We start from the raw sequence: 19,784 nt of genomic DNA, 5'->3' as shown, positions 1-19,784 counted from the left end.
ACTAGGAGAGGTATTATGCAAGAGCAATTATTGGAATTACTCAAAATCGCATGGCAGAACGAATGGCGACTTAAATCTCAACTAGCTGAACGTGATGAAGAATTAGAGCGTCAACGACGAATTATGCAATCAGAAATCAATATGTATAAAGAACAAAAAGAAATGTACAAAAGAGCATTCAAAATTTTAAAAGGAGAATGTGCAGATGAAAGAAACAGTGACTTATCTCATTAAACGTAAAGACATTGACGATGAATTATATATTACTAATCGCCCTAGTGAAAACTTTCCAGATATCAAATACTCAACTAATAGACGAGACGCAAAAGACTTCGACGGTATGGATAACTCAGTAATTGACATGACTAAACACAAAGCTATTAAAAAAATCGTTAAAGAAACAACTGAATATGAGGAGGTTGAGTATGACTGAACAAACATTATTCAATCAATTAAACAGTAAAGATGTAAATGAACATGTAGAAAAGAAAAACGGTTTAACTTATCTTGCGTGGTCTTATGCACATCAAGAACTAAAGAAAATAGATAGCAATTACACAGTTAAAACACATGAATTCCCACACCCAGATATACCTTTAGAAAACTATTTTGTACCATATTTAGCTACACCAGAGGGTTATTTTGTACAAGTGTCAGTGACTGTTAAAGGTCAGACTGAAACAGAGTGGTTACCAGTATTGGACTTCAAAAATAAGTCACTACCTAAAGGTAACGCAACAACATTTGATATAAACAAAGCTCAAAAGCGTTGTTTCGTGAAAGCTGCAGCACTTCATGGATTAGGTCTTTATATCTATAACGGCGAAGAAGTACCAAGTGCAAGCGACAATGCAATTACTGAGTTAGAAGATAAAATAAATCAATTTGTAACTTTATCACAAGAAAAAGGTAGAGACGCAACATTAGATAAAACAATGCGTTGGCTAGGCATTAGTAACATAAACAAAGTGAATCAAAAAGAAATCGCACAAGTATATCAAAAATTAGATGCAGGACTAAAACAGTTAGATAAAAAGGAGACTGAATAATGAACACAGTAAATCTAATCGGAAATATAGTAGCTAATCCAGAACTAAAAGGTCAAAACAGTAATGTGGTTAATTTCAGAATTGCAGTCCAACGACAATTTAAGAATAAACAAACGAATGAATACGAAACAGACTTCATCAATTGTGTTGCGTTTGGTAAGACTGCAGAAATTATCGCTAATAACTTTACAAAAGGTAATAAAATCGGCGTTACTGGTTCTATTCAAACTGGTAGTTATGAGAATAAGCAGGGTCAGAAAGTGTTCACTACAGACGTTGCAGTTAACAACGTAACTTTTATTGAACGAAAGAATAACAATCAATCTAACAACCAACCACAACAGCAAAGTGGTAATAATCCATTCAATAATGACAACAACGTAAATATAGATAATGACGATTTACCATTCTGATTGGACTGATTAAATGGCTTTAATCAAAAATTACATCACTGAAGATGATGGCACAACAACCGTCGTCATCTCTGGTGTTGAATTAGGAAACAAAGAAACGTTACTACTCGATAACGGTTTAGAAGTCGAGGTCGATGTGCAGGTCGTAGATCCGTTCAAAATCACTGGTAAACAACGTAGAAAGATATTTGCACTTGTAAAGGACATAGAGGCTCATACAGGCTCGTCAATGGATTACATGAGGCATTTATTCATCGAATACGTAAGGACTTACTACGGCTACGACAACCGCATTTCATTAAGTGACTGTACACGTACACAAGCAGGCCAAGTTATAGAAGAAACGTTGGACTGGATATTCCACAACGATATACCACTTAACTATAAAACAAGCGACCTACTAAAAAATGATAGATCATTTCTTTACTGGTCGACGGTCAATCGTAACTGTGTCATATGTGGCAAACCACATGCAGAACTTGCACATTATCAAGCAGTAGGACGAGGACGTAACAGACGCAAGATTAATCATATAGACAACAAAGTATTAGCTTTGTGTTCAAGTCATCATCGAGAACAGCACAACATAGGCATGGACAGTTTTAATGAGAAATACAAATTACATGACAGTTGGGTGGACGTAGATGAACGACTCAATAGAATGCTTAAAGGAAGGTGAATGTATGAAAAAACGTGATCATATCATTTATCTATCGATACTGATCCTAAGTTTAATAGCGATTGTTCTTTCAATTGTTTCTCTTTGTATTTAGTAATATAAACACCTTTACTAGTGTAAATTTCAAAATTGTAAGCATTCAAAATTTTTTCTAAATCAAAAACAATAAATATCTTATGAGAAGCATAGGCATTTAGGTTAATTGGTAACAAACTGCTTTCATTTCTAATGTGTTTAGTTTTAGTTAATAACACTTTGTTTTGAATACATTCAAATTTTGAGCTTTTATCTTCATCTATTAAGACTATTTTAGTGATAGAAACTGGATTTTTAGTTTCATTTATTACATTCAATTCAAATACATTCCTTTCATAAGAGACAAAATGATTTTTTAAATCTACTGAAATTTTCAATTGATTTTCTTTGTAGTCATGCCAGTACTTATAAGCTGTTAAACATAAAGAAATTATTGAAACTATTAACGCAATTAAAGAAATCCAATTCATTTTTTAACACCTCAAAAATATTATATCAAAAAGGAGTTGAGTGGATGAACAACTTGTTGATTGACGATTATCCAATACTCGTACTGCCTAAGTTAGCAACTGAGATAGGACTTAACGAGGCAATCATATTACAACAAATTCATTACTGGTTAAATACCAGCAAGCACCATCATAATGGTAAAAAATGGATTTACAATTCTTACCCTGAATGGCAAAAGCAATTTACGTTTTGGAGTGAAAGGACTATCAAGCGTACATTTGGAAGTTTAGAAAAACAAAATTTATTACATGTTGGCAACTATAACAAAGCTGGCTTTGACCGTACAAAATGGTATTCAGTTAATTATGAAACGTTAAACAAACTAGTGGAACGACCATCGGGACAAAATGACCCGACGATGAGGTCAAATTGGCACGATGGAATGGGTCAAAATGACCCGACCAATACCAGAGACTACACAGAGACTTCTTCAGAGAGAGACAAGGACGTCGTGTCACATGTATTTCAATACATTAGTAATAATTTAGAAATTATACAAAGTCCATTAAAAGCACAACAACTAGAAGAGACTATAAATGACTTTAAAGATAACAAACTAGACATCGTTACTGTAGCTACTGATTACTGTAAAGAAAACAACAAAGGTATTAACTACCTTATCAAAGTATTAGAGAACTGGAATAAAGACGGTGTCGATACTAAAGAAAAAGCAATAGCTAAGGTTACACCTAAACAACCTAAAGAAGATGATTACTTAGCTAGGAAGAAACAAGAAATATTAGGAGGTTAGACATTATGCCAATGACTAAGGCTGAAGCATTCGAAATCATAGAGCTAGTTAATAATGTCTACGATATGAAGTTTAATGATACCAAGTTTGACTTGTGGTTAGAACAAATCATGAATTATGGCGACTACGACAGAACCTTACACAAAACTAAGAAATACATTAGGGAAAGCCGTTATAAACCTACAATTGCACAAATTATTGATCGTAAACCACCAGAAATGGAAAGTGCAGTGATACCAGAAGAACAAACTGATAAATATAGAATGCAGCATGATAAAGAATTCAGAAAGAACCGACAACAGTTAAGAGAACAATGGCAAAAGATGAAAGAAGATTGGGGGTTAGATGATGACTATTGATGTATTGAACACCGAAGAGTCGATAATTTCTAATCTTATGCGTAACCCAGAGTTACTAGGCAAATTCAGATTAAAACCAGAGATGTTTACTGACAAGAAGTTAAAAGGGTTTCTGGAATATGTACTCGAACAAGGCAAAGTTGATGTTAATCAAATTTATTTTAAAAGTCGTGATGACAACGAATTTATATCTACTGAGAGACTAGGTCGAATATACAACTCAGAGGGAACTGACAAGGTATTTTTTATGGATGACCAATTGAACCTATTACAAGAATACGTCTTGTCACAGGCTCGTGAGAAAGTCTCAGAGTATCAATCAATGCCAACTAAGAATAATTTTAATTATTTGGTCGAGGAATTAGAAAAATTAAAGGGCATGACGATTAAAAAAGCTGACGCTACTGATAGTTTTTTAGCTGAGGTTGTCGAAAACATATTATCTGATGAACCGAAACAATTTATTAAAACAGGGGTTTCATCTATAGACAATAAAATTATTGGTTTTGAACCAGGTCAACTCAATGTGTTAGGTGCTAGACCGTCGTTAGGTAAAACGGCACTTGCTTTAACAATGATGTGGAATATTGCAAGACGAGGTTATCCAACAACGTTTTTCAGTTTAGAGACAGGTGGCAACAACATTGTCGAGAGATTAGTAGCGTCTATTACAAACATACCACTTACCAAAATTAAACAAGGTAATGGACTTGATGACAATGAAGTTTCAAATGTTATGAAAGCAATTGACCAAATCAAGAAGTGCAAGTCATTAAAGATTGAAGACCAAGCACAAATGACACCACAAGACGTTAGGGAAGTAGCGTCTCAAAAGTCAGATAAACCTCATGTCATCTTTATTGATTACCTAACACTTATGCAATCAGACGTACCTCAAAGAGATAGAAGGTTAGAAGTCGAAAAGATATCTCGTGATTTAAAAATCATCGCAAAAGAAACAGGTTGTATCATCATCGCATTATCGCAGTTAAGTCGTGGTGTTGAATCTCGTAATGATAAACGCCCTATGATGTCTGATTTACGAGAGGCAGGCGGTATTGAACAAGACGCTAACATGATTTTCTTTCTTTATCGTGATGATTATTACGATAAAGATCAAGTTGATGTGGATACTGGTAAGTCTGATATTGAGTTTATCATATCGAAAAATAAAGACGGAGAAACTGGCGTGGCACATATAGAATTTTATAAAAAAACGCAGAGGTTTATTGGATGAAAGTATACGAATATCAAAAATTACTAGGCATTATGTATCGAGAAGATTATCAAAACGACTCACTCATCGCTAAAACACTATTAGAGGTTGGGTGGGCGTTAGATAGATTGTTAAAAGCTGGCACAATAACACCATTTAATCAGTACGAAGACGTCCAGGAGTTAATCATGAACGAGACGAAATGGAGAGATAAAGATGGGAATTATCGAAAGGTACTACCTATATAGAGAAGATGGCACGGAAGATATTAAAGTCATCAAGTATGAAGATGATACAAATGAGGTTTATTCGCTCACAGGAGCTCATTTTAGCGACGAAAAGAAAATCATGACAGATAGTGAGCTAAAACGATTTAAGGGCGTGTATGACCTCAGATACGAAAAAGAACTAGGGTTACAAGCAAACTTATTTGAATTTTTGTAGAGGTGGCACATGGAAATAGAAATTAAATTTAATGAAACATATAAAGCACCTATTGGATCACCTCGCCCAAGGTTTCGTAATGCAGGTAAATTTGTTCAAACTTATATGCCAACATCATACACAAAGCACAAGACGTATATACAGGGACAAATGCCGAAATTATTAACAGATAAGAATTTGAAAGTGTCGTTGTACTTTTATTTTGAACCACCGAAAAGTTGGTCCAAGAAACGAAAGTTAATTGCAATAGGCACATATAAACGTACTAAGCCAGATGTAGATAATTTGATTAAGACAGTATTAGACGCTGCAAATAAACATGTGTGGCAAGACGATAATCAAGTAGTGCATATAGATAGTTACAAGATGTATGCCGAAGAATCGAAAATCGTCATGGTCATAAAGGAAGTGGATTAAATGCCAGAAGAAACAGTAAACGCGGAAGTCACAATCAAGGTGATTATACAAGAAGAAACAAATAATAAAGAACAATTAATCAAAGATATAAAAGATAGTCCGTCAGATGTATTTCAGGGCTATCACAGAGTAACTGGGGTATCTATAGAAGAATTTTAGGAGTGGAGTAAATGAAAGTAATCAAATGTGCAATAAAGCGAGAAGAATTAGATAGGATTTTAAATGAAAGAAATATGACATATACACAGTTCGCAAGTGAAATATACATTGATCAAACCTATCTATCTAGATTAGTAAACGGAGAAAGATATATCTCGGATAATGTAAGACGAAATATACAAAATTATTTGAAAGTAGAGTTTGACGATTTATTCGAACAAGTCGAAATAAATAAATCTAATGGTTACAAACAAATCCCAGAATTGATTTTAACTAAGAAAGAAATAAATGAATTAGTTGAAACAGGTAGTAAAGAATTGTTAATTAGTGGCAAAAAAATAAATTTAAAGGTGGTTAATTAAGATGATTGAACAAGTTCCAGAATTCTATAAAGGCGATGGGTTGAATTCAAAGCAATTGTACGAAATCCAAAGAGCAGAGATGAGACACGAAAAAGAATTAAAACGTAAACGTAGAGAAGAAAGATTAGCTAGAGCCAAACGTTCATTGGAATTATTGAAAAAGAACAGAGTTGATAGTAGTTATTTTAGAAATCTAGAAAGAAATAATTTAATCGCAACAATCAAAACTGATTCATACGGCAGAGTGCAAAGAGGATAGAGAGATGAGGATAAAAGATTTAAATGCTGGAGATTGGGTGCAATTTATAGGAGATAATGGACAGTCGCAATATGGTAAGTATACTCAACGTTGCAAAAATTTAGTGACTGGTGAGGATTTTACCGACTTGATTATGCATAATGGACAAACCTACAGACTAACTGATAATGATGATTTTGTTGTGGTAGACTTACCGTTTACACAAAAGCTAGATGAAGTAGTGGGCGTATCTAATAGAACACCGAAACATTATCAAGGTAGTGACGGGATAGACGTGATTGAATTCTTATATCAACAACTTTCATTTGAAGAATTCAAAGGCTATATGAAGGGCAATATGATTAAATACCCTGTGCGTAGTGGCAGAAAAGACAATGAAAAAGAAGATATCAAAAAAGCGTATGACTATGCAGGAAGATTACTTGAAAAAATGGAGTGATTAATCATGATCTATATGTATGAACCATTTGCACATACTATCACTAAAACAACTGTTAAGCATTTAAGTTATATTACTGGTATTCCAGAAATGACAATATACCAACAGAAACACAAAGGTCAGTTTAACTATAAACTAAATTGTTTCTTTACAGACAAACTACCACGTATAAAAAAGAAACAAGAAATTAATGAGCTTATAAAAGTAAGTGATGAAGTTTGGAAGTTCAATGAACATTATCAATTGTATGTAAGTAATCTAGGTAGATTTAAGACATTAGACGGACAATTTAAATTTGCTAATAACAACAAAGGTTCATTGAACATCATTTACAAAAATAAACATCATCGAGCTAGCGACATAGTATTTAAAACTTTTATTGCAGGTATTCAGAATGGTATGCACGCGTATCCTAAAAATAGAATTTACAACGACATCACCGCAGATAATTTATTTGCAACGTCATTCAAGAAATATAGATTGTACAGAATAAATAAAGGTTGTTCTAAAGCGGTATATCTAATCGATTCTAATAACAACATTGTTGAAGAGTATTCAAGCACTAGAGAGGCTAGTAAGCATATGAATTTAGATAGAACGAATGTATCAAGGAAATGTAATAGAAACCACGTTGAAGATGGATTAATGTTCATGTGGGTAACTGATTACAAAGAGGCAGCACAATGACAACTAACACATTAGAACTCTCATCAACGATCAACCAACGTTATAAATACGATACAGCAGGCAAGACACCAACTCAGATACAAAGTGAATTGCGTAAAAAAGGCGTACAAGGTTTTGTGGTTAAGGTGGCTGGAAGTAAAGTCACGATGAAAGTATTAGAAGAACACATTAAAAGTAATAGGGAGTGTATGAGATGAACATCAAAAAACAACTATACACATTTAAAGCAACATGTACCAATGTTGTTGACGGGGACACGTTAGACATTGATTTAGATTTAGGGTTTGAAACATTTGCTAAAAGGCGTGTCAGGTTACTCAATGTTGATACGCCAGAGAGAGGTCAAGAAAATTATAGTAAAGCTACTAACTTTACTAAGCAATGTGTAGAGAATAAGAAAATATATGTTCAGACGTATAAAGATGATGCTTTCGGCAGATATTTAGCCAATGTCTTTTATGATACAGGTGATGAGATACGTTCGTTGAATGATGATCTGCACATTAATCAATTAATTAAACCTAATTCGAAATGGAATGAATCAAAATAATCAATTCGGAGGACAACGATAATGACTAATCAATTAGATCAATTAGTAAAAGCAGTAGAAGAGTGGAGTATCGATAAAGGACTTGATAAAGGTAATAGCTTTACACAGTATGCTAAATCAAGCGAAGAAATGGGTGAGGTTGCTGCTGCACTATGCAGAGACAACACAGACGCTCTCAGAGACGGTATAGGAGACGTTGTTGTTACTTTAGTGATTTTGGCCCAACAAAATAATATGACGTTACGGGAGTGTTTAGAACAAGCTTATGGAGAGATTAAAGACAGAACAGGAGTCATGTCAAAAGACGGGAGCTTCATCAAATCAGAAGACATCGAAAGATAAAGATATTCTGACTAAAATTCGGGAGGTGTTGGGGAAGTGAACGACTTATTCTTATTAGGTTTATTAGCGATAGGTGTATTCGCTGTGTTGTATGTATTAACAATTATTGTAGCTCTAGCGTTATATAACAAAAATAAAAAAGAGTATGAAGAATTCAGAGATAAAGTAAATAAAGAACGCCGTGAATTTGAAGCTATGGCTTATAAGAGAATGGAAGAACAACGTAAAGAAATGAATCAATCAAGAGTAATATCCCATGTTAATAAAGAATTAGATAAACATTTTAAGGAGTGAGTGGGAATGTATGGTATTAATTACAAAAGCTTTTAAGAAATAAAAGAACAAATATTATATAAAAAAGTAACTGCTTGGACCGATGAAACATTAACGCTAGATGATGGAACAGTAATTGAAATAGTTGAAAGTGAACAAGACTGCTGTGCACACGCTGGGGGAACATGGACGAATGTAAAGCTAGACGCAGTTATTACTAACGTGAAAATAGAAGACGAAATTACACGTCCTCAAATTGAGGATTATCCATATGAAGAAAGTGAAAGTCTTGCTACTGTAGTTCTGTATCATAATCAAAATCCGATTGCACAAGGTGAATGTTATGCGGATGCAGGTAATGGTGACTTTTATTACAGTGTTTGCTCATTAAAAATTAAAGACGTTCATTATCCAGTGGTTGAACATTAATGACACAATACCTAATCACAACATTCACAGATTCAACAGGACGCAAACACAACCACGTTACACAGTCGAGAGATAATCAAACATTTACGGTGGTTGAGGCAGAGAGTAAGGAAGAGGCGTTGAAAAAATATGAGGAGGCAGACAATGATTAAACATATTTTAAAATTACTATTCACATTAGCAATGTATGAGCTAGGTAAGTACGTTACTAATGCAGTAATTGAACACTACAGATATAGAGAAGATGAAGTTGATAAACCACCACAAGACTTTAACCAACATGATCATATCCATTTAAACGCTGAGGTGAGTAACTAATGTGGATAATCATATCAATCATACTTGCAGTTATTATATTATTCCTTGTTGGAAATAATGGTATGTTACGTAATGAAAACAACGGTTTGAGATACACTAACGTATACTTATTTACTCGTTTTGTTAAAGATAATGGTGAAGAAGGGATTAGAGAGTTACAAGAGGAAATGGAAAAGGTAGCTAACAAGTTTAATAAAAATTAATAATTTTTTAAAAAGTAGGGTAGCTCAATACCATGATTTGATATAAAATGAAAAACACTATACAAACAATCTGGAGATGTTTTAAATGTTAAAGACTACCATTAAAGTTAAAAATGAAAAAAGAGAGCTAACTAACTTGGAACTACAAAAGATGCAAGATAATGCTTTAGATCATGGTATTGTTAGTAACAGAATAAGGGATAATTGGACTGAAGAAGAAGTGTTTAACGTACCTAAAGGTATGAGCCGTACTCAATATGCTGAGTATAAATCTTTAAAAAATTTAGAAATTGCTAATAAAAATGATAAAAGTAACGACACACGAAATACTCTAAAGAAACCATGGCTATATAAAGTAAGACAATTACATGGGCGTTCAGAGTATGTACAAAGTCAAATGGATAACAATTCTTTTGTCAAACTGAAAAAGGATTGCTATGGAAGAATGCAAAGAGTTTAAAATTAATTATATATATATTTAAGGTAAAGGTACTAATTTACTCTAGTACCTTTATAATTTATACTATTATTAGTACCTGGTACTAAATGTAGGTAACGGAGGTAGTAGATGTATACACGTGACGAAGTAAGAAACATGATAGACAATTATAAGTGGATGCGTAATATTATTGAAGCACAGGTATATGATGCAGATAGTACATCTACTGCACAGTATGGTATAGAAGCAGTAATGCCTAAAGCTAAAGGTGGTACAGGTGATAAGGTATTAGTCAAAGTGTTAGATAGGAATAGAGAGTATCGACGTAACATTAAGATACTACAGAAGATGGAGTTCATAGATAAGTATGAGGACTACATCACAGATGAAAAGAACTATCACATATTACAGATGCTAAAGCTAGGAGTTAAGCATAAGACTATTAAGGACTTAATGGAGATTAATAGTGACTCTAAGTTCTATGCATGTATCAATGAGATAGTCAGTGTGTATATGGATGCACAACGTGGACACTATGATGAGAAGACATCGAAGAGATAGAAGAGATAGAAGACATCGAAGGTTATGTGCATTAGTTATATTAATAACATTATAATATAGTCATACGATAAGAATATAAGAGGCACATCACATAGTGGTGTGTCTTTTGTTATGCACAAGGTGATTATAGTGAGCAAGTTTAGTGAGTATATAGATATAAGGAACAATAACCGTAAGTTCTACATGAGAGCCAAATGGAGAAAGACAAGACAGCAAGTATTGGCACGAGATCATTATGAATGCGTGAGATGTAAAGAAAAAGGTAAGCTAACAATCAATCAACATCAGTCATTAGAAGTTGACCATATTCTTGAATTAGAAACTCATCCAGAACTTGCTTATGAATTAGATAACTTACAAACCTTATGCAAATATCATCATAATAAAAAACATGGTAGATTTGAATTTAATCCAAACAGAAAAGAAATAAAATTTAATGACGAACAATGGTAAAAACATTTATATAATTAAATTATACAATACAAATAAAATTGTAAAATCCCCCCCGGTTTCAAGAATCCCATACCTAAAGGATTTGTCGGAAACCGGCGCTTGGGTCAATTATCCGAGTTTAAAGCTTTAATAGATACATTAGGGGATTGACAATTAAAAATATTATCTAATTCAAATAAATATGAAAGGGGGAGGGCAAATGAAAAATGACGAATATTTAAAAGATAAGTTAACACCTAATCAAATTAAAAAGATAAATAACTCAGAAGACTTTCTAATGTCACAAATTGACACCAATAATAATGTTGAAGTCGAAAAAGTAGAACGTTATATCAACTTATTAAAACTTTTCTATGCATTAGATGTATATATTGAACAGTCAGGTCCAATTACAATTGTTAAAAACGCAAGTCAAGAATTTGTTAAGGCTAACCCTGCTATTGCAGAGAAGAATAAAGTCAGTGGCTCATTACTTGCATTGGAAAAATCATTCCAATTAGATAAGAAGGCAGAGCAAAAACGATTAGAAGAAGCTGCGAAAGGACCTGATTTAACATGAAGATACCTAAATACGTTACAGACTATATAGAAAAAGGTAAATTAGGTAAAGCTTTATTTAATAAAGAACGTCATAAGTTAATATCTTTTTTAGAAGATAACATTTTGCAACGTGACGATCTTTACTTTGACACACAACGAATTGAAGACTACATCAAGTTTAGTGAAAAATGGTTTTTCCCACTACAAGATTTTCAAAAATTTATATCATGTTTTGTATTTTTGTATGAAGAAGATACAATGACACCTTACTTCTCTGAGTTCTTTATTTCAATGGCACGTGGTGGAGGTAAAAATGGTTATATTAGCACATTAGGTGCTTTTTTTATGACACCTTTACATGGCATACCTAAATACAATATGTCAGTGGTTGCTAATAGTGAAAAGCAAGCACAGGTTAGCTTTAGAGAAATATATGAAATGATTGAGGGCAATGATTTATATGTAACTGCTGAAAGACCTAATAACCCTTTTTACTTAAGTAAGGTCTATGTAGAAGGGCTATCAACTAAATCGCAATTTCTTTTTGATACTTCTAATGAAAAAACAAAAGACGGTGCACGTGAGGGTTGCATTTTCTTTGATGAGATTCATGGGTATGAGAAAGATTCTGTTATCAATATTAAACGAAGTGGTTTAGGTAAGGTTGCGCATCCTAGAACGTTCTATATCGGTACAGATGGATATGTTCGAGAAGGCTTTTTAGATAGATTGAAAGAACGTGCAGATAATGTATTGAAAGGTATTAGCCCTGAAGATAGATTATTCCCATTCATTTGTAAGATTGATGATAAGGATGAACTTGATCAACCTGAAAAATGGGAAAAAGCGAATCCCATGTTCGAAGAGCCTACAAGTGATTACGGTAAACAACTTTTCAAAGAAGTACATCAACAGTATTTAGGACTTAAGTTTAATCCATCTAATAGACCAGAGTTTATGACAAAGCGTATGAATATGCCTGAAACTGATTCACAAAGTGTTGTAGCACCTTGGGACGACATCATGGCGACTAATCGACCTATACCGCCCTTAGAAAATAATGAATGTATCGGTGGTTTAGACTATGCAAGTTTAAAAGACTTTGCAGCAGTTGGATTATTGTTCCGTTCAGGCGAAGATTACATTTGGAAGACTCACTCATTTGCAAGAAAAGAATTTTTAGATACTTATAAGTTAAAGCCACCTATTAAAGAATGGGAAGAAAGAGGCTTATTAACAATTGTAGATGAGCCAACAATAAGCCCTAAACATATTATTGATTGGTTTAGTGAAGCACAAAGAAACTATGGGCTAAAAAAAGTAATAGCTGATAACTTCAGAATGGATTTATTAAGACCCTTATTTGAAGATGCAGGTATTGAATATGAAGTAATTAAAAAATACTAGAGCGATTCAGTCGTTGTTAGCACCACGTGTTGAGGACATGTTTGCACAACGTCATTTAATATTTGGAGATAATCCTCTCATGCGTTGGTATACACAGAATGTTGCCGTTAAGATTCGTAAAGACGGCAACAAAGAGTATGAAAAGAAAGAGCCTATCCGACGTAAAACTGATGGTTTTCAAGCGCTTATACATGCGTTATATAGAGCAGATGAGTTAAAAGATTCTAACTTAGATGATGAGATAGACTTGTTACGTGGTTTAAGGTTCTAAAGAAGGGAGGTCCAAATTAAATGGGATTATTTGATACTGTATTTAAACGGCATTCTGAATTGTCGTGGATGTATGATCTTGAGTTTCTTCAAGATAAAAGTAAAAAAGCTTATTTAAAACAAATTGCTTTAAATACGGTTATTGAAATGGTTGCAAGAACTATATCTCAAAGTGAGTTTCGTGTAATGACAGGTAATAAGCGAGAAAAAGACGACTTGCATTATAAATTAAATGTACAACCGAACAAAAATCAAAATGCAGTCGATTTTTGGCAAAAGTTTATTTACAAATTAATCATAGATAATGAGGTACTTGTCGTAAAAAATGATGACGGGTACTTTTTTGTTGCTGATGATTTTGTAAAAGATGATGATATGGGGCTATACCCTCACAAATTCATAAATGTTATGGTTAACAACTTTGAATTTAAACGTTTCTTTTCAATGGATGATGTTATTTATTTAACTTATAGTAATCAAAAACTTGAGGACTTTTCGATAGGCTTATTTGAGGATTATGGCGAGATATTTGGTCGCATGATTGACTTGCAACTGATGAATAATCAAGTTAGAGGCGTCTTAAACATAGATACCACTCAATTTAAGGCTGAAGATGGAAGAGCAAAACTACAAGGCTATATAGATATGATGTTTGAGGCATTTAAAAACAACTCTATAGCTATAGCACCATTAACAAAAGGCCTAGAATATGAAGAACATTCTAGTAAAGGCGCTTCACAAGGTACTCAAGAGTTTAAAGAGCTAGAAGAATTAAAGCGCACTATACTTACAGATATAGCAAGAATGATAGGCGTACCACCATCGTTAGTCATTGGCGAAATGGCAGACCTAGAAAAACAAATTGATTCATATTTGAAGTTTTGTATTAATCCTTTATTACGAAAAATCGAATCTGAATTAAATTCAAAATTTTTCTATGAACAAGAATATTTAAATGAAGATAAACATATTAAAGTCGTAGGTATCGATAAGCGAGACCCACTACAAATGTCAGAATCTATTGATAAGTTAGTTTCATCTGGTACATTTACTCGAAATCAAGTACGAATCATGACGGGCGAAGACCCTGCCGATGACCCAGAATTAGATAAATTTATCATCACGAAAAACCTTCAAACTGCAGATGCATTTAAAGGAGGTGAGACTAATGCAAGTGGACAAGAGTAAAGGCTTTTTCAATGTTAAAAAAACGTCACCTACATCAGCTAGCATAGATATGTATGGCGAAATTGTAGATGAACGTATGAACGATATTGAAACAAGTGCCACATCGTTTAATCAAGCTTTAAAAGACTTAGGAGATGTAGAGAATATTACTTTAAATATTAATTCTCCAGGTGGTTCAGTATTTAGCGGAATAGCTATTTACAATATGATTAAAAGCCATAAGTCACATATTACGGCAAATGTACAAGGCTTAGCTGCAAGTATAGCGACAGTTATTGCTATGGGAGCAGATAAAGTTGTTATGCCATCTAATAGTATGATGATGATTCATAATGCATGGACTATTGCGATGGGCAATGCAAATGACTTAAGAAAACAAGCCGATGATTTGGATAAAATTAATAGTACAGTATTTAATAGCTATGTTGCTAAAAACCCTGATATTGATCATGCGCTTCTTCAAAAGATGTTAGACGAAGAAACATGGTTAAGCGCCGAAGAATGTAAAAACTTAGGACTTATTGATGAAATTCAGAATGCAACACCTATAGCAGCAAAAATCTCACCGGAAATGGAGGCGCAGTTTAAGAACATGCCAAATAAATTTAAACATTACAACGCGGACAACTTACCGCAAGAACAAGACACACCGCCACAAGAAGAAAAGAAACCTGAAGAAAAAGATATTGATTTAAAAGTTGTAAATGATAAGTTAGATGACATCTTTACTTTGTTAAAAGATGTTGCTAAAAGTGTGGTTAAGGATGATTCAAAACAAGAACATGAAGATAATCCACCTAAGCCACCAGAACAACCACAAAATAAAAAATTCAATCGTTTCACATTTTAACTAGCTTCTCGTGAGTAACGGGAGGCTATTTTTAATGTTCAAAATTAAGGAGGAAATAAAAATATGGCTGATATGAAACAAAATGAGCAAAAGCTCAAAAATTATCATGAGCACAAGCAAAAATTTGCTAACTTAGTGCAAAATGGTGCAAGTGATGAAGAACAATCAAAAGCATTTGGTGCTATGTTTGACGCTTTATCAAATGACTTACAAGAAGAAATCGAGGATAGAGTTAACAACCGTGTTGTTGACAATGGTATTTTAGCGAAACGTTCTCAAGACCCATTAACTTCTGAAGAACGTAAATTCTTTAACGAAATTAATTATGAAGTAGGCTATACAGATGACAAAATCTTACCAGAGACTGTTGTTGAACGTGTGTTTGATGATTTACAAAAAGAACATCCGTTATTATCTAAAATTAATTTCCAAAATGCAGGTATTAAAACTCGTGTAATCAAAGCAGACCCAGCAGCTCAAGCGGTATGGGGTAAAATCTTTGGCGAAATTAAAGGTCAATTAGACGCTGCATTCCGTGAAGAAGATTTCACACAATACAAATTAACTTGCTTTGTAGTATTACCAGATGATTTATCAATCTTTGGTCCTAACTGGATTGAACGTTTCGTACGTACGCAAATTCAAGAAGCTATCTCAGTAGCATTAGAAGCAGCAGTTATCAATGGTGGGGGTGCCTCTAAATTACAACCTGTTGGTTTAATGAAAGATATTAACTCAGATAATGGTGCAGTAACTGATAAACAATCGTTAGGTACTTTAACATTTGCTGATGCAGATACAACTGTATTAGAACTTAAAGATGTATTGAAGAACTTATCAGTAGACGCAAGAGGCAAGAAATTAAAAATTGACGGTAAAGTAACATTAGTTGTAAATCCTCAAGATGAATGGGATATTCAAGCACGTTACACATACTTAACTGCTAATGGTGGTTTTGTCACTGTGTTACCTTATAATGTTTCTGTTGTTGCGTCTGAATTTGTTCCTGAGAAAAAATTAGTCGCTTTTGTAACTGATCGTTACGATGCAGTTCGCGGTGGCGGATTAACAGTTAAGAAATTTAATGAAACTTTAGCTTTAGAAGACGCAGTATTATTCACTGCTAAAACATTTGCGTATGGTCAACCAGCAGATAATAAAGCTTCTGCAGTTTATGATTTAAATATCGCTACTGGACCTAAATCACAAACAGCAGCAGGTGGTACAACTGACGGTAAAACGCCAACTGCATAAGGATTGAGGTGATGTAAATGGAGCGCATCACAGATGATTTGTTAGATGAGTTTAAAGACTATACCAAAATCTCACATGACACAGAAGACGAGTATTTAAAAAATCTTTTGAAGAAGTCATACAGTAATCTTGTGTCGAGATTTGGTGAGTTTAACATCTATGAGAATTTAGAAGGCCAAGACCTAGTCTTTGCAAGATCACGTTATGCATATGAAGATTTGCTTGAGTATTTCAATGATAATTACCAAGATGATTTGATTAACTTTGGTTTGAATAATGTGACTGGAAGTGGTACACATGAGAACACCATTTAAGAAGCCATTCATAACAACTAAAAAGTTAAATACTAGAGTTCATTTTTATGAGTATCAAGCAAATAAAGGTCCAGAGGCAGGCGTTAAACGTAAGAAAATTTTATACAGTTGTTGGGCATACGTCCCACAATGGAAGATGACAGAGTTACAAAATGCTATTGCTAATGGCACAGAGCATGACGTAAAAGTATTTATAAGAGACACTCATGGACAATATATACCATCAGAAAGGCACTATATTAATGTGGAATCGCCTTACATTACGCAAGACTTAAACATTAAATTAGTACAACCCGATGTTGAGAATGAAGATTTCTTAATGATTTTGGGTGGTGTGACAACATCATGAGTATAAAATTTGATGAAAAAGTAGTGATGAAAGAACTTGAGAAAAAGTTCAATAAGACGAGAATGCGAAAGATATACGATGAGGCTTTAATTGCAGCAGGTAAAGTGATACTTGAAGCGGTTAAAGCTAATATTCGTTATTTTAGAGATACAGGTGCTGAGTATGGTGAAGTAAAACTATCTAAACCAATGTGGGAAAATGGTACACGATCCATTCGCTTGTATTGGGAAGGTGAAAAACACAGATATGCTATTGTTCATTTAAACGAAAAAGGTTTTCACAATAAAAGTGGCAAGTTTATTAAGCCGAAAGGTATGGGAGCGATAGATAAGGCTATCAGAAGTGCAAGAAACACTTTTTACAAAGTCATTCAAGAAGAGGTGGAAAAAGCGTTATGATTGATATACTAAATGTTATATATGAAAAGCTAATTAGTAATGACGCTTTGATGCGACTTGTAGATAAAGATAACATTAAGTTTAATGATTACCCTGATGTACAAGACATCATAAAGCCCTATATTGTGTTAGATGACTTTGACGACCCTATACCTGAAACGTATATTGATGGAGACAGATATGCTTATAGCTATATCGTTCAAATCGATGTGTTTGTCAAATACTCTGATAATTACAATGCAAGACTAAGAAGAAACGAAATATCGCAATTGATTAGTGATTTATTATGGAAAGAATTAAAAGCTAGCCAAGTAACAAACTTAGGCAATGAATATAATAAGGAATTTAGCCTGTATCGTTCAACGAGACGATATGAGGCTATTTTTTATAAGGAGGAAAATTAATTATGGTCAAACAAGCAAAAACGCCACGTTCATATATTAATATTAAGGATTTAGGGTTCGCAGTATTAACTACAGATGAAGTAGATAATATGGTTTACGAAAAAGTAACTCAAACAAGAGGTTTACAAGAAGTTTCTGTTGAATCTGGTGGAGAAATCGTTAACGCTTATGCAGACGGCGGTATCATTGAATCAGGTACAACTGATGGTGAAGCTTCAATTAACTTAACTATGCATGCATTCCCACAAGAAATTAGAGAAATTATCTTCAATGAAGTTTACGACGAAAATGGTATCTATGAAGAATTAAAAGGTAAACAAAGTAACTATGTTGCTGTTTGGTTTAAACGTGAACGTCGTGATGGTTCATTCCAACGTGTCGGTTTAACTAAAGTTATGTTCTCTGAACCGAAAATGGAAGGTCAAACTGCAGAAGATAAATGGGAATTCTCTCAAGAAGAAGTTGAAGGTACTGCAATGCATCGTATCGGCGACGACAAACGTAAAATCATTTTTGATTCTAAGTCTAAAGATGATGATGAGTCAGAATTCTTCAAACGTTTATTACTAGGTGCTTATGATTCTAAAACAGAAGTATCAACACCAACTGCATAATTAATGATTTAAGGCGACTGTCAAAGGTCGCCTATTTTTGTATACAAAAATAAAACTCTTGAGGAGTGATTAAATGGCCAAATTTAAAGTTTTATCTGATTGTAAAGATAAAAGAACGGACAGATTATACAAACAAAATGAAGAAGTAGAAGCAACAGTAAAAGAAATTAATGATTTTGAAAAGCGTTTAGAAAAAGCAGGACATGAAACACCATTTTTTGAAAGATTAGATAACAAATAAGGAGAGAAATAAAATGGCTAAATTAAAACGTAACTACATTCAATTAGTAGAAAACCCAAAAGCTGAAGAAATTAAAATGGAGACTTTCTTAACACCACACTTTATTCCAATGGATGTGCTTTATGAAGCAACAGACATCATGGCAGAGTTAGAACGTGTGGAATCAGGAGAAGTTGAAATGAGTTTTAAAGAACAATTAGATAAATTAATCGATGTTGTTGTTAAAATTTACGGTGGTCAATTCACTGCAAAAGACGTAAAAGCTCGATTACATGCACCAGATGCAGTAACTGCTTTACAAAGACAAGTTGAATTCATCGCAAATGGACAACAAGACGAAGAAACAAAAAAGTTTATTCAGAGCATCAGTTAAACCAATTAGATGAAGATGATTTAACTTACTCAAGTATGTTAAATCATTTAGATATTGTTGTCAGAGATTTAGTAAAGGAAGGAAAAGATGTTAATAAAGTGTTAAAGATGCCTTATCACTATGTATTACAAATACTAGATGAACGTAACACTAATAAAGTCACTTCCGATGCTAAAGCAGATGCAATATTTGCAAATTTCTAGCCTTAGCATAATTGCTAGGGCTTTATTTTTT

40 protein-coding genes and 1 pseudogene are annotated in these 19,784 nt (G+C 33.5%); 40 read left to right on the top strand and 1 reads right to left on the bottom strand.

All coding sequences use genetic code 11. From position 1 onward, the window contains the following. Window positions 1-15 precede the first annotated feature (15 nt). Genes HMPREF3125_RS05710 through HMPREF3125_RS05690 form a run of 5 tightly spaced genes read left to right on the top strand, consistent with a single transcriptional unit; the run spans window position 16 to window position 2,141 of the window. Window positions 16-234, top strand: a complete 219-nt coding sequence (locus tag HMPREF3125_RS05710) for a hypothetical protein (protein ID WP_017636928.1) — start codon at window positions 16-18, stop codon at window positions 232-234. Further along, on the top strand, window positions 206-433 hold the full coding sequence (locus HMPREF3125_RS05705; protein ID WP_017636927.1) for a DUF2483 family protein: 228 nt from the start codon (window positions 206-208) through the stop codon (window positions 431-433). Before HMPREF3125_RS05710 ends, HMPREF3125_RS05705 begins: the two co-directional genes overlap by 29 nt. Further along, entirely contained in the window at window positions 426-1,049 is a 624-nt protein-coding gene (locus HMPREF3125_RS05700; protein WP_017636926.1) for a Sak single strand annealing protein, read from the top strand. Before HMPREF3125_RS05705 ends, HMPREF3125_RS05700 begins: the two co-directional genes overlap by 8 nt. Continuing rightward, on the top strand, window positions 1,049-1,462 hold the full coding sequence (locus tag HMPREF3125_RS05695) for a single-stranded DNA-binding protein (protein WP_017636925.1): 414 nt from the start codon (window positions 1,049-1,051) through the stop codon (window positions 1,460-1,462). Before HMPREF3125_RS05700 ends, HMPREF3125_RS05695 begins: the two co-directional genes overlap by 1 nt. Window positions 1,463-1,475: 13 nt before the next feature. Then, window positions 1,476-2,141 carry a putative HNHc nuclease gene (locus tag HMPREF3125_RS05690; protein WP_070452451.1) on the top strand — a complete coding sequence of 222 codons (666 nt, stop codon included), beginning with the start codon at window positions 1,476-1,478 and terminating at the stop codon, window positions 2,139-2,141. Between the two features lie 23 nt (window positions 2,142-2,164). On the opposite strand, the gene HMPREF3125_RS05685 is transcribed toward HMPREF3125_RS05690, so the two are convergent. Next, window positions 2,165-2,647 (bottom strand): hypothetical protein, encoded by a 483-nt coding sequence (locus tag HMPREF3125_RS05685; protein WP_017636923.1) that lies wholly within the window; start codon window positions 2,645-2,647, stop codon window positions 2,165-2,167. A 44-nt stretch (window positions 2,648-2,691) separates the two neighbouring features. On the opposite strand from HMPREF3125_RS05685, the gene HMPREF3125_RS05680 reads away from it, so the two are divergent. The 35 genes and pseudogenes from HMPREF3125_RS05680 to gpGT all read left to right on the top strand — a co-directional run bounded on the left by HMPREF3125_RS05680 (window position 2,692) and on the right by gpGT (window position 19,753). After that, window positions 2,692-3,438: a DnaD domain protein gene (locus tag HMPREF3125_RS05680; RefSeq protein ID WP_026083463.1), complete on the top strand. Its 747-nt coding sequence runs from the start codon at window positions 2,692-2,694 to the stop codon at window positions 3,436-3,438. A gap of 5 nt (window positions 3,439-3,443) precedes the next feature. Then, the gene (locus HMPREF3125_RS05675) at window positions 3,444-3,797 is read left to right on the top strand and encodes a hypothetical protein (protein WP_017636921.1); all 354 of its coding nucleotides are present in this window, start codon (window positions 3,444-3,446) and stop codon (window positions 3,795-3,797) included. Further along, window positions 3,787-5,034: a DnaB helicase C-terminal domain-containing protein gene (locus HMPREF3125_RS05670; protein WP_017636920.1), complete on the top strand. Its 1,248-nt coding sequence runs from the start codon at window positions 3,787-3,789 to the stop codon at window positions 5,032-5,034. The genes HMPREF3125_RS05675 and HMPREF3125_RS05670 overlap by 11 nt, the downstream gene beginning before the upstream one ends. Next, on the top strand, window positions 5,031-5,261 hold the full coding sequence (locus HMPREF3125_RS05665) for a hypothetical protein (protein WP_017636919.1): 231 nt from the start codon (window positions 5,031-5,033) through the stop codon (window positions 5,259-5,261). Before HMPREF3125_RS05670 ends, HMPREF3125_RS05665 begins: the two co-directional genes overlap by 4 nt. After that, window positions 5,230-5,457, top strand: a complete 228-nt coding sequence (locus tag HMPREF3125_RS05660; RefSeq protein ID WP_017636918.1) for a DUF3269 family protein — start codon at window positions 5,230-5,232, stop codon at window positions 5,455-5,457. Before HMPREF3125_RS05665 ends, HMPREF3125_RS05660 begins: the two co-directional genes overlap by 32 nt. 9 nt (window positions 5,458-5,466) lie before the next feature. After that, the gene (locus tag HMPREF3125_RS05655; protein ID WP_017636917.1) at window positions 5,467-5,874 is read left to right on the top strand and encodes a RusA family crossover junction endodeoxyribonuclease; all 408 of its coding nucleotides are present in this window, start codon (window positions 5,467-5,469) and stop codon (window positions 5,872-5,874) included. After that, window positions 5,875-6,033, top strand: coding sequence for a hypothetical protein (locus HMPREF3125_RS12820; RefSeq protein ID WP_017636916.1), 159 nt, complete (start codon window positions 5,875-5,877; stop codon window positions 6,031-6,033). It begins immediately after the preceding gene. Between the two features lie 11 nt (window positions 6,034-6,044). After that, entirely contained in the window at window positions 6,045-6,395 is a 351-nt protein-coding gene (locus tag HMPREF3125_RS05650) for a helix-turn-helix domain-containing protein (protein ID WP_017636915.1), read from the top strand. A 1-nt stretch (window position 6,396) separates the two neighbouring features. Continuing rightward, a complete protein-coding gene (locus HMPREF3125_RS05645; RefSeq protein ID WP_017636914.1) occupies window positions 6,397-6,654 on the top strand; it encodes a hypothetical protein in 258 nt (85 codons plus the stop codon). 4 nt (window positions 6,655-6,658) lie between these two features. Then, on the top strand, window positions 6,659-7,093 hold the full coding sequence (locus HMPREF3125_RS05640; RefSeq protein ID WP_017636913.1) for a DUF3310 domain-containing protein: 435 nt from the start codon (window positions 6,659-6,661) through the stop codon (window positions 7,091-7,093). Between the two features lie 6 nt (window positions 7,094-7,099). Beyond that, window positions 7,100-7,780 carry a hypothetical protein gene (locus tag HMPREF3125_RS05635; RefSeq protein WP_029056515.1) on the top strand — a complete coding sequence of 227 codons (681 nt, stop codon included), beginning with the start codon at window positions 7,100-7,102 and terminating at the stop codon, window positions 7,778-7,780. Continuing rightward, window positions 7,777-7,977: a hypothetical protein gene (locus HMPREF3125_RS05630; protein ID WP_017636911.1), complete on the top strand. Its 201-nt coding sequence runs from the start codon at window positions 7,777-7,779 to the stop codon at window positions 7,975-7,977. The genes HMPREF3125_RS05635 and HMPREF3125_RS05630 overlap by 4 nt, the downstream gene beginning before the upstream one ends. Then, entirely contained in the window at window positions 7,974-8,330 is a 357-nt protein-coding gene (locus HMPREF3125_RS05625) for a thermonuclease family protein (protein WP_017636910.1), read from the top strand. Before HMPREF3125_RS05630 ends, HMPREF3125_RS05625 begins: the two co-directional genes overlap by 4 nt. A 21-nt stretch (window positions 8,331-8,351) precedes the next feature. Further along, window positions 8,352-8,672 carry a MazG-like family protein gene (locus HMPREF3125_RS05620; RefSeq protein WP_017636909.1) on the top strand — a complete coding sequence of 107 codons (321 nt, stop codon included), beginning with the start codon at window positions 8,352-8,354 and terminating at the stop codon, window positions 8,670-8,672. Between the two features lie 36 nt (window positions 8,673-8,708). Further along, on the top strand, window positions 8,709-8,966 hold the full coding sequence (locus HMPREF3125_RS05615; RefSeq protein ID WP_017636908.1) for a hypothetical protein: 258 nt from the start codon (window positions 8,709-8,711) through the stop codon (window positions 8,964-8,966). Window positions 8,967-9,167: 201 nt separating this feature from the next. Continuing rightward, entirely contained in the window at window positions 9,168-9,374 is a 207-nt protein-coding gene (locus tag HMPREF3125_RS12890; RefSeq protein ID WP_017636907.1) for a DUF7448 domain-containing protein, read from the top strand. After that, window positions 9,374-9,526, top strand: coding sequence for a DUF1381 domain-containing protein (locus HMPREF3125_RS12490; protein WP_017636906.1), 153 nt, complete (start codon window positions 9,374-9,376; stop codon window positions 9,524-9,526). Before HMPREF3125_RS12890 ends, HMPREF3125_RS12490 begins: the two co-directional genes overlap by 1 nt. Continuing rightward, window positions 9,519-9,692 (top strand): transcriptional activator RinB, encoded by a 174-nt coding sequence (rinB, locus tag HMPREF3125_RS12670; protein ID WP_017636905.1) that lies wholly within the window; start codon window positions 9,519-9,521, stop codon window positions 9,690-9,692. The genes HMPREF3125_RS12490 and rinB overlap by 8 nt, the downstream gene beginning before the upstream one ends. Beyond that, window positions 9,692-9,895 (top strand): DUF1514 family protein, encoded by a 204-nt coding sequence (locus HMPREF3125_RS05605; RefSeq protein ID WP_017636904.1) that lies wholly within the window; start codon window positions 9,692-9,694, stop codon window positions 9,893-9,895. Before rinB ends, HMPREF3125_RS05605 begins: the two co-directional genes overlap by 1 nt. Before the next feature lie 85 nt (window positions 9,896-9,980). Beyond that, the gene (locus HMPREF3125_RS05600; RefSeq protein WP_017636903.1) at window positions 9,981-10,355 is read left to right on the top strand and encodes an SA1788 family PVL leukocidin-associated protein; all 375 of its coding nucleotides are present in this window, start codon (window positions 9,981-9,983) and stop codon (window positions 10,353-10,355) included. A 108-nt stretch (window positions 10,356-10,463) separates the two neighbouring features. Beyond that, window positions 10,464-10,895: a hypothetical protein gene (locus HMPREF3125_RS05595; protein WP_017636902.1), complete on the top strand. Its 432-nt coding sequence runs from the start codon at window positions 10,464-10,466 to the stop codon at window positions 10,893-10,895. Between the two features lie 129 nt (window positions 10,896-11,024). Further along, the gene (locus HMPREF3125_RS05590; protein ID WP_017636901.1) at window positions 11,025-11,348 is read left to right on the top strand and encodes an HNH endonuclease; all 324 of its coding nucleotides are present in this window, start codon (window positions 11,025-11,027) and stop codon (window positions 11,346-11,348) included. Between the two features lie 199 nt (window positions 11,349-11,547). After that, window positions 11,548-11,907 carry a hypothetical protein gene (locus tag HMPREF3125_RS05585; protein ID WP_017636900.1) on the top strand — a complete coding sequence of 120 codons (360 nt, stop codon included), beginning with the start codon at window positions 11,548-11,550 and terminating at the stop codon, window positions 11,905-11,907. Further along, a pseudogene (locus tag HMPREF3125_RS05580) lies at window positions 11,904-13,566 on the top strand (terminase TerL endonuclease subunit). The gene HMPREF3125_RS05585 and the pseudogene HMPREF3125_RS05580 overlap by 4 nt, the downstream one beginning before the upstream one ends. A 20-nt stretch (window positions 13,567-13,586) precedes the next feature. Beyond that, complete coding sequence (locus HMPREF3125_RS05575) at window positions 13,587-14,753, top strand: phage portal protein (RefSeq protein ID WP_070452448.1); 1,167 nt, start codon at window positions 13,587-13,589, stop codon at window positions 14,751-14,753. Further along, window positions 14,734-15,603, top strand: a complete 870-nt coding sequence (locus HMPREF3125_RS05570) for a head maturation protease, ClpP-related (RefSeq protein WP_017636898.1) — start codon at window positions 14,734-14,736, stop codon at window positions 15,601-15,603. Before HMPREF3125_RS05575 ends, HMPREF3125_RS05570 begins: the two co-directional genes overlap by 20 nt. A 63-nt stretch (window positions 15,604-15,666) precedes the next feature. Then, window positions 15,667-16,857, top strand: a complete 1,191-nt coding sequence (locus HMPREF3125_RS05565; RefSeq protein WP_083279975.1) for a phage major capsid protein — start codon at window positions 15,667-15,669, stop codon at window positions 16,855-16,857. A gap of 17 nt (window positions 16,858-16,874) precedes the next feature. Then, on the top strand, window positions 16,875-17,171 hold the full coding sequence (locus tag HMPREF3125_RS05560) for a hypothetical protein (RefSeq protein ID WP_017636896.1): 297 nt from the start codon (window positions 16,875-16,877) through the stop codon (window positions 17,169-17,171). Next, window positions 17,155-17,520, top strand: a complete 366-nt coding sequence (locus tag HMPREF3125_RS05555; RefSeq protein WP_017636895.1) for a hypothetical protein — start codon at window positions 17,155-17,157, stop codon at window positions 17,518-17,520. The genes HMPREF3125_RS05560 and HMPREF3125_RS05555 overlap by 17 nt, the downstream gene beginning before the upstream one ends. Next, on the top strand, window positions 17,517-17,918 hold the full coding sequence (locus HMPREF3125_RS05550) for a hypothetical protein (protein WP_017636894.1): 402 nt from the start codon (window positions 17,517-17,519) through the stop codon (window positions 17,916-17,918). Before HMPREF3125_RS05555 ends, HMPREF3125_RS05550 begins: the two co-directional genes overlap by 4 nt. Continuing rightward, a complete protein-coding gene (locus HMPREF3125_RS05545; RefSeq protein ID WP_070452443.1) occupies window positions 17,915-18,322 on the top strand; it encodes a hypothetical protein in 408 nt (135 codons plus the stop codon). The genes HMPREF3125_RS05550 and HMPREF3125_RS05545 overlap by 4 nt, the downstream gene beginning before the upstream one ends. Further along, window positions 18,322-18,936 carry a major tail protein gene (locus tag HMPREF3125_RS05540; protein ID WP_051009442.1) on the top strand — a complete coding sequence of 205 codons (615 nt, stop codon included), beginning with the start codon at window positions 18,322-18,324 and terminating at the stop codon, window positions 18,934-18,936. Before HMPREF3125_RS05545 ends, HMPREF3125_RS05540 begins: the two co-directional genes overlap by 1 nt. 73 nt (window positions 18,937-19,009) lie before the next feature. After that, entirely contained in the window at window positions 19,010-19,177 is a 168-nt protein-coding gene (locus HMPREF3125_RS12815) for a hypothetical protein (RefSeq protein ID WP_017636891.1), read from the top strand. A 13-nt stretch (window positions 19,178-19,190) separates the two neighbouring features. Continuing rightward, window positions 19,191-19,550 (top strand): phage tail assembly chaperone G, encoded by a 360-nt coding sequence (gene gpG, locus HMPREF3125_RS05535; RefSeq protein WP_017636890.1) that lies wholly within the window; start codon window positions 19,191-19,193, stop codon window positions 19,548-19,550. A gap of 35 nt (window positions 19,551-19,585) precedes the next feature. Next, complete coding sequence (gpGT, locus tag HMPREF3125_RS12810) at window positions 19,586-19,753, top strand: phage tail assembly chaperone GT (RefSeq protein ID WP_017636889.1); 168 nt, start codon at window positions 19,586-19,588, stop codon at window positions 19,751-19,753. Window positions 19,754-19,784 lie beyond the last annotated feature (31 nt).

Source organism: Staphylococcus sp. HMSC13A10 (assembly GCF_001808005.1).
GTDB lineage: Bacteria > Bacillota > Bacilli > Staphylococcales > Staphylococcaceae > Staphylococcus > Staphylococcus pasteuri.
This window is presented reverse-complemented; position numbering and strand designations above follow the sequence as displayed.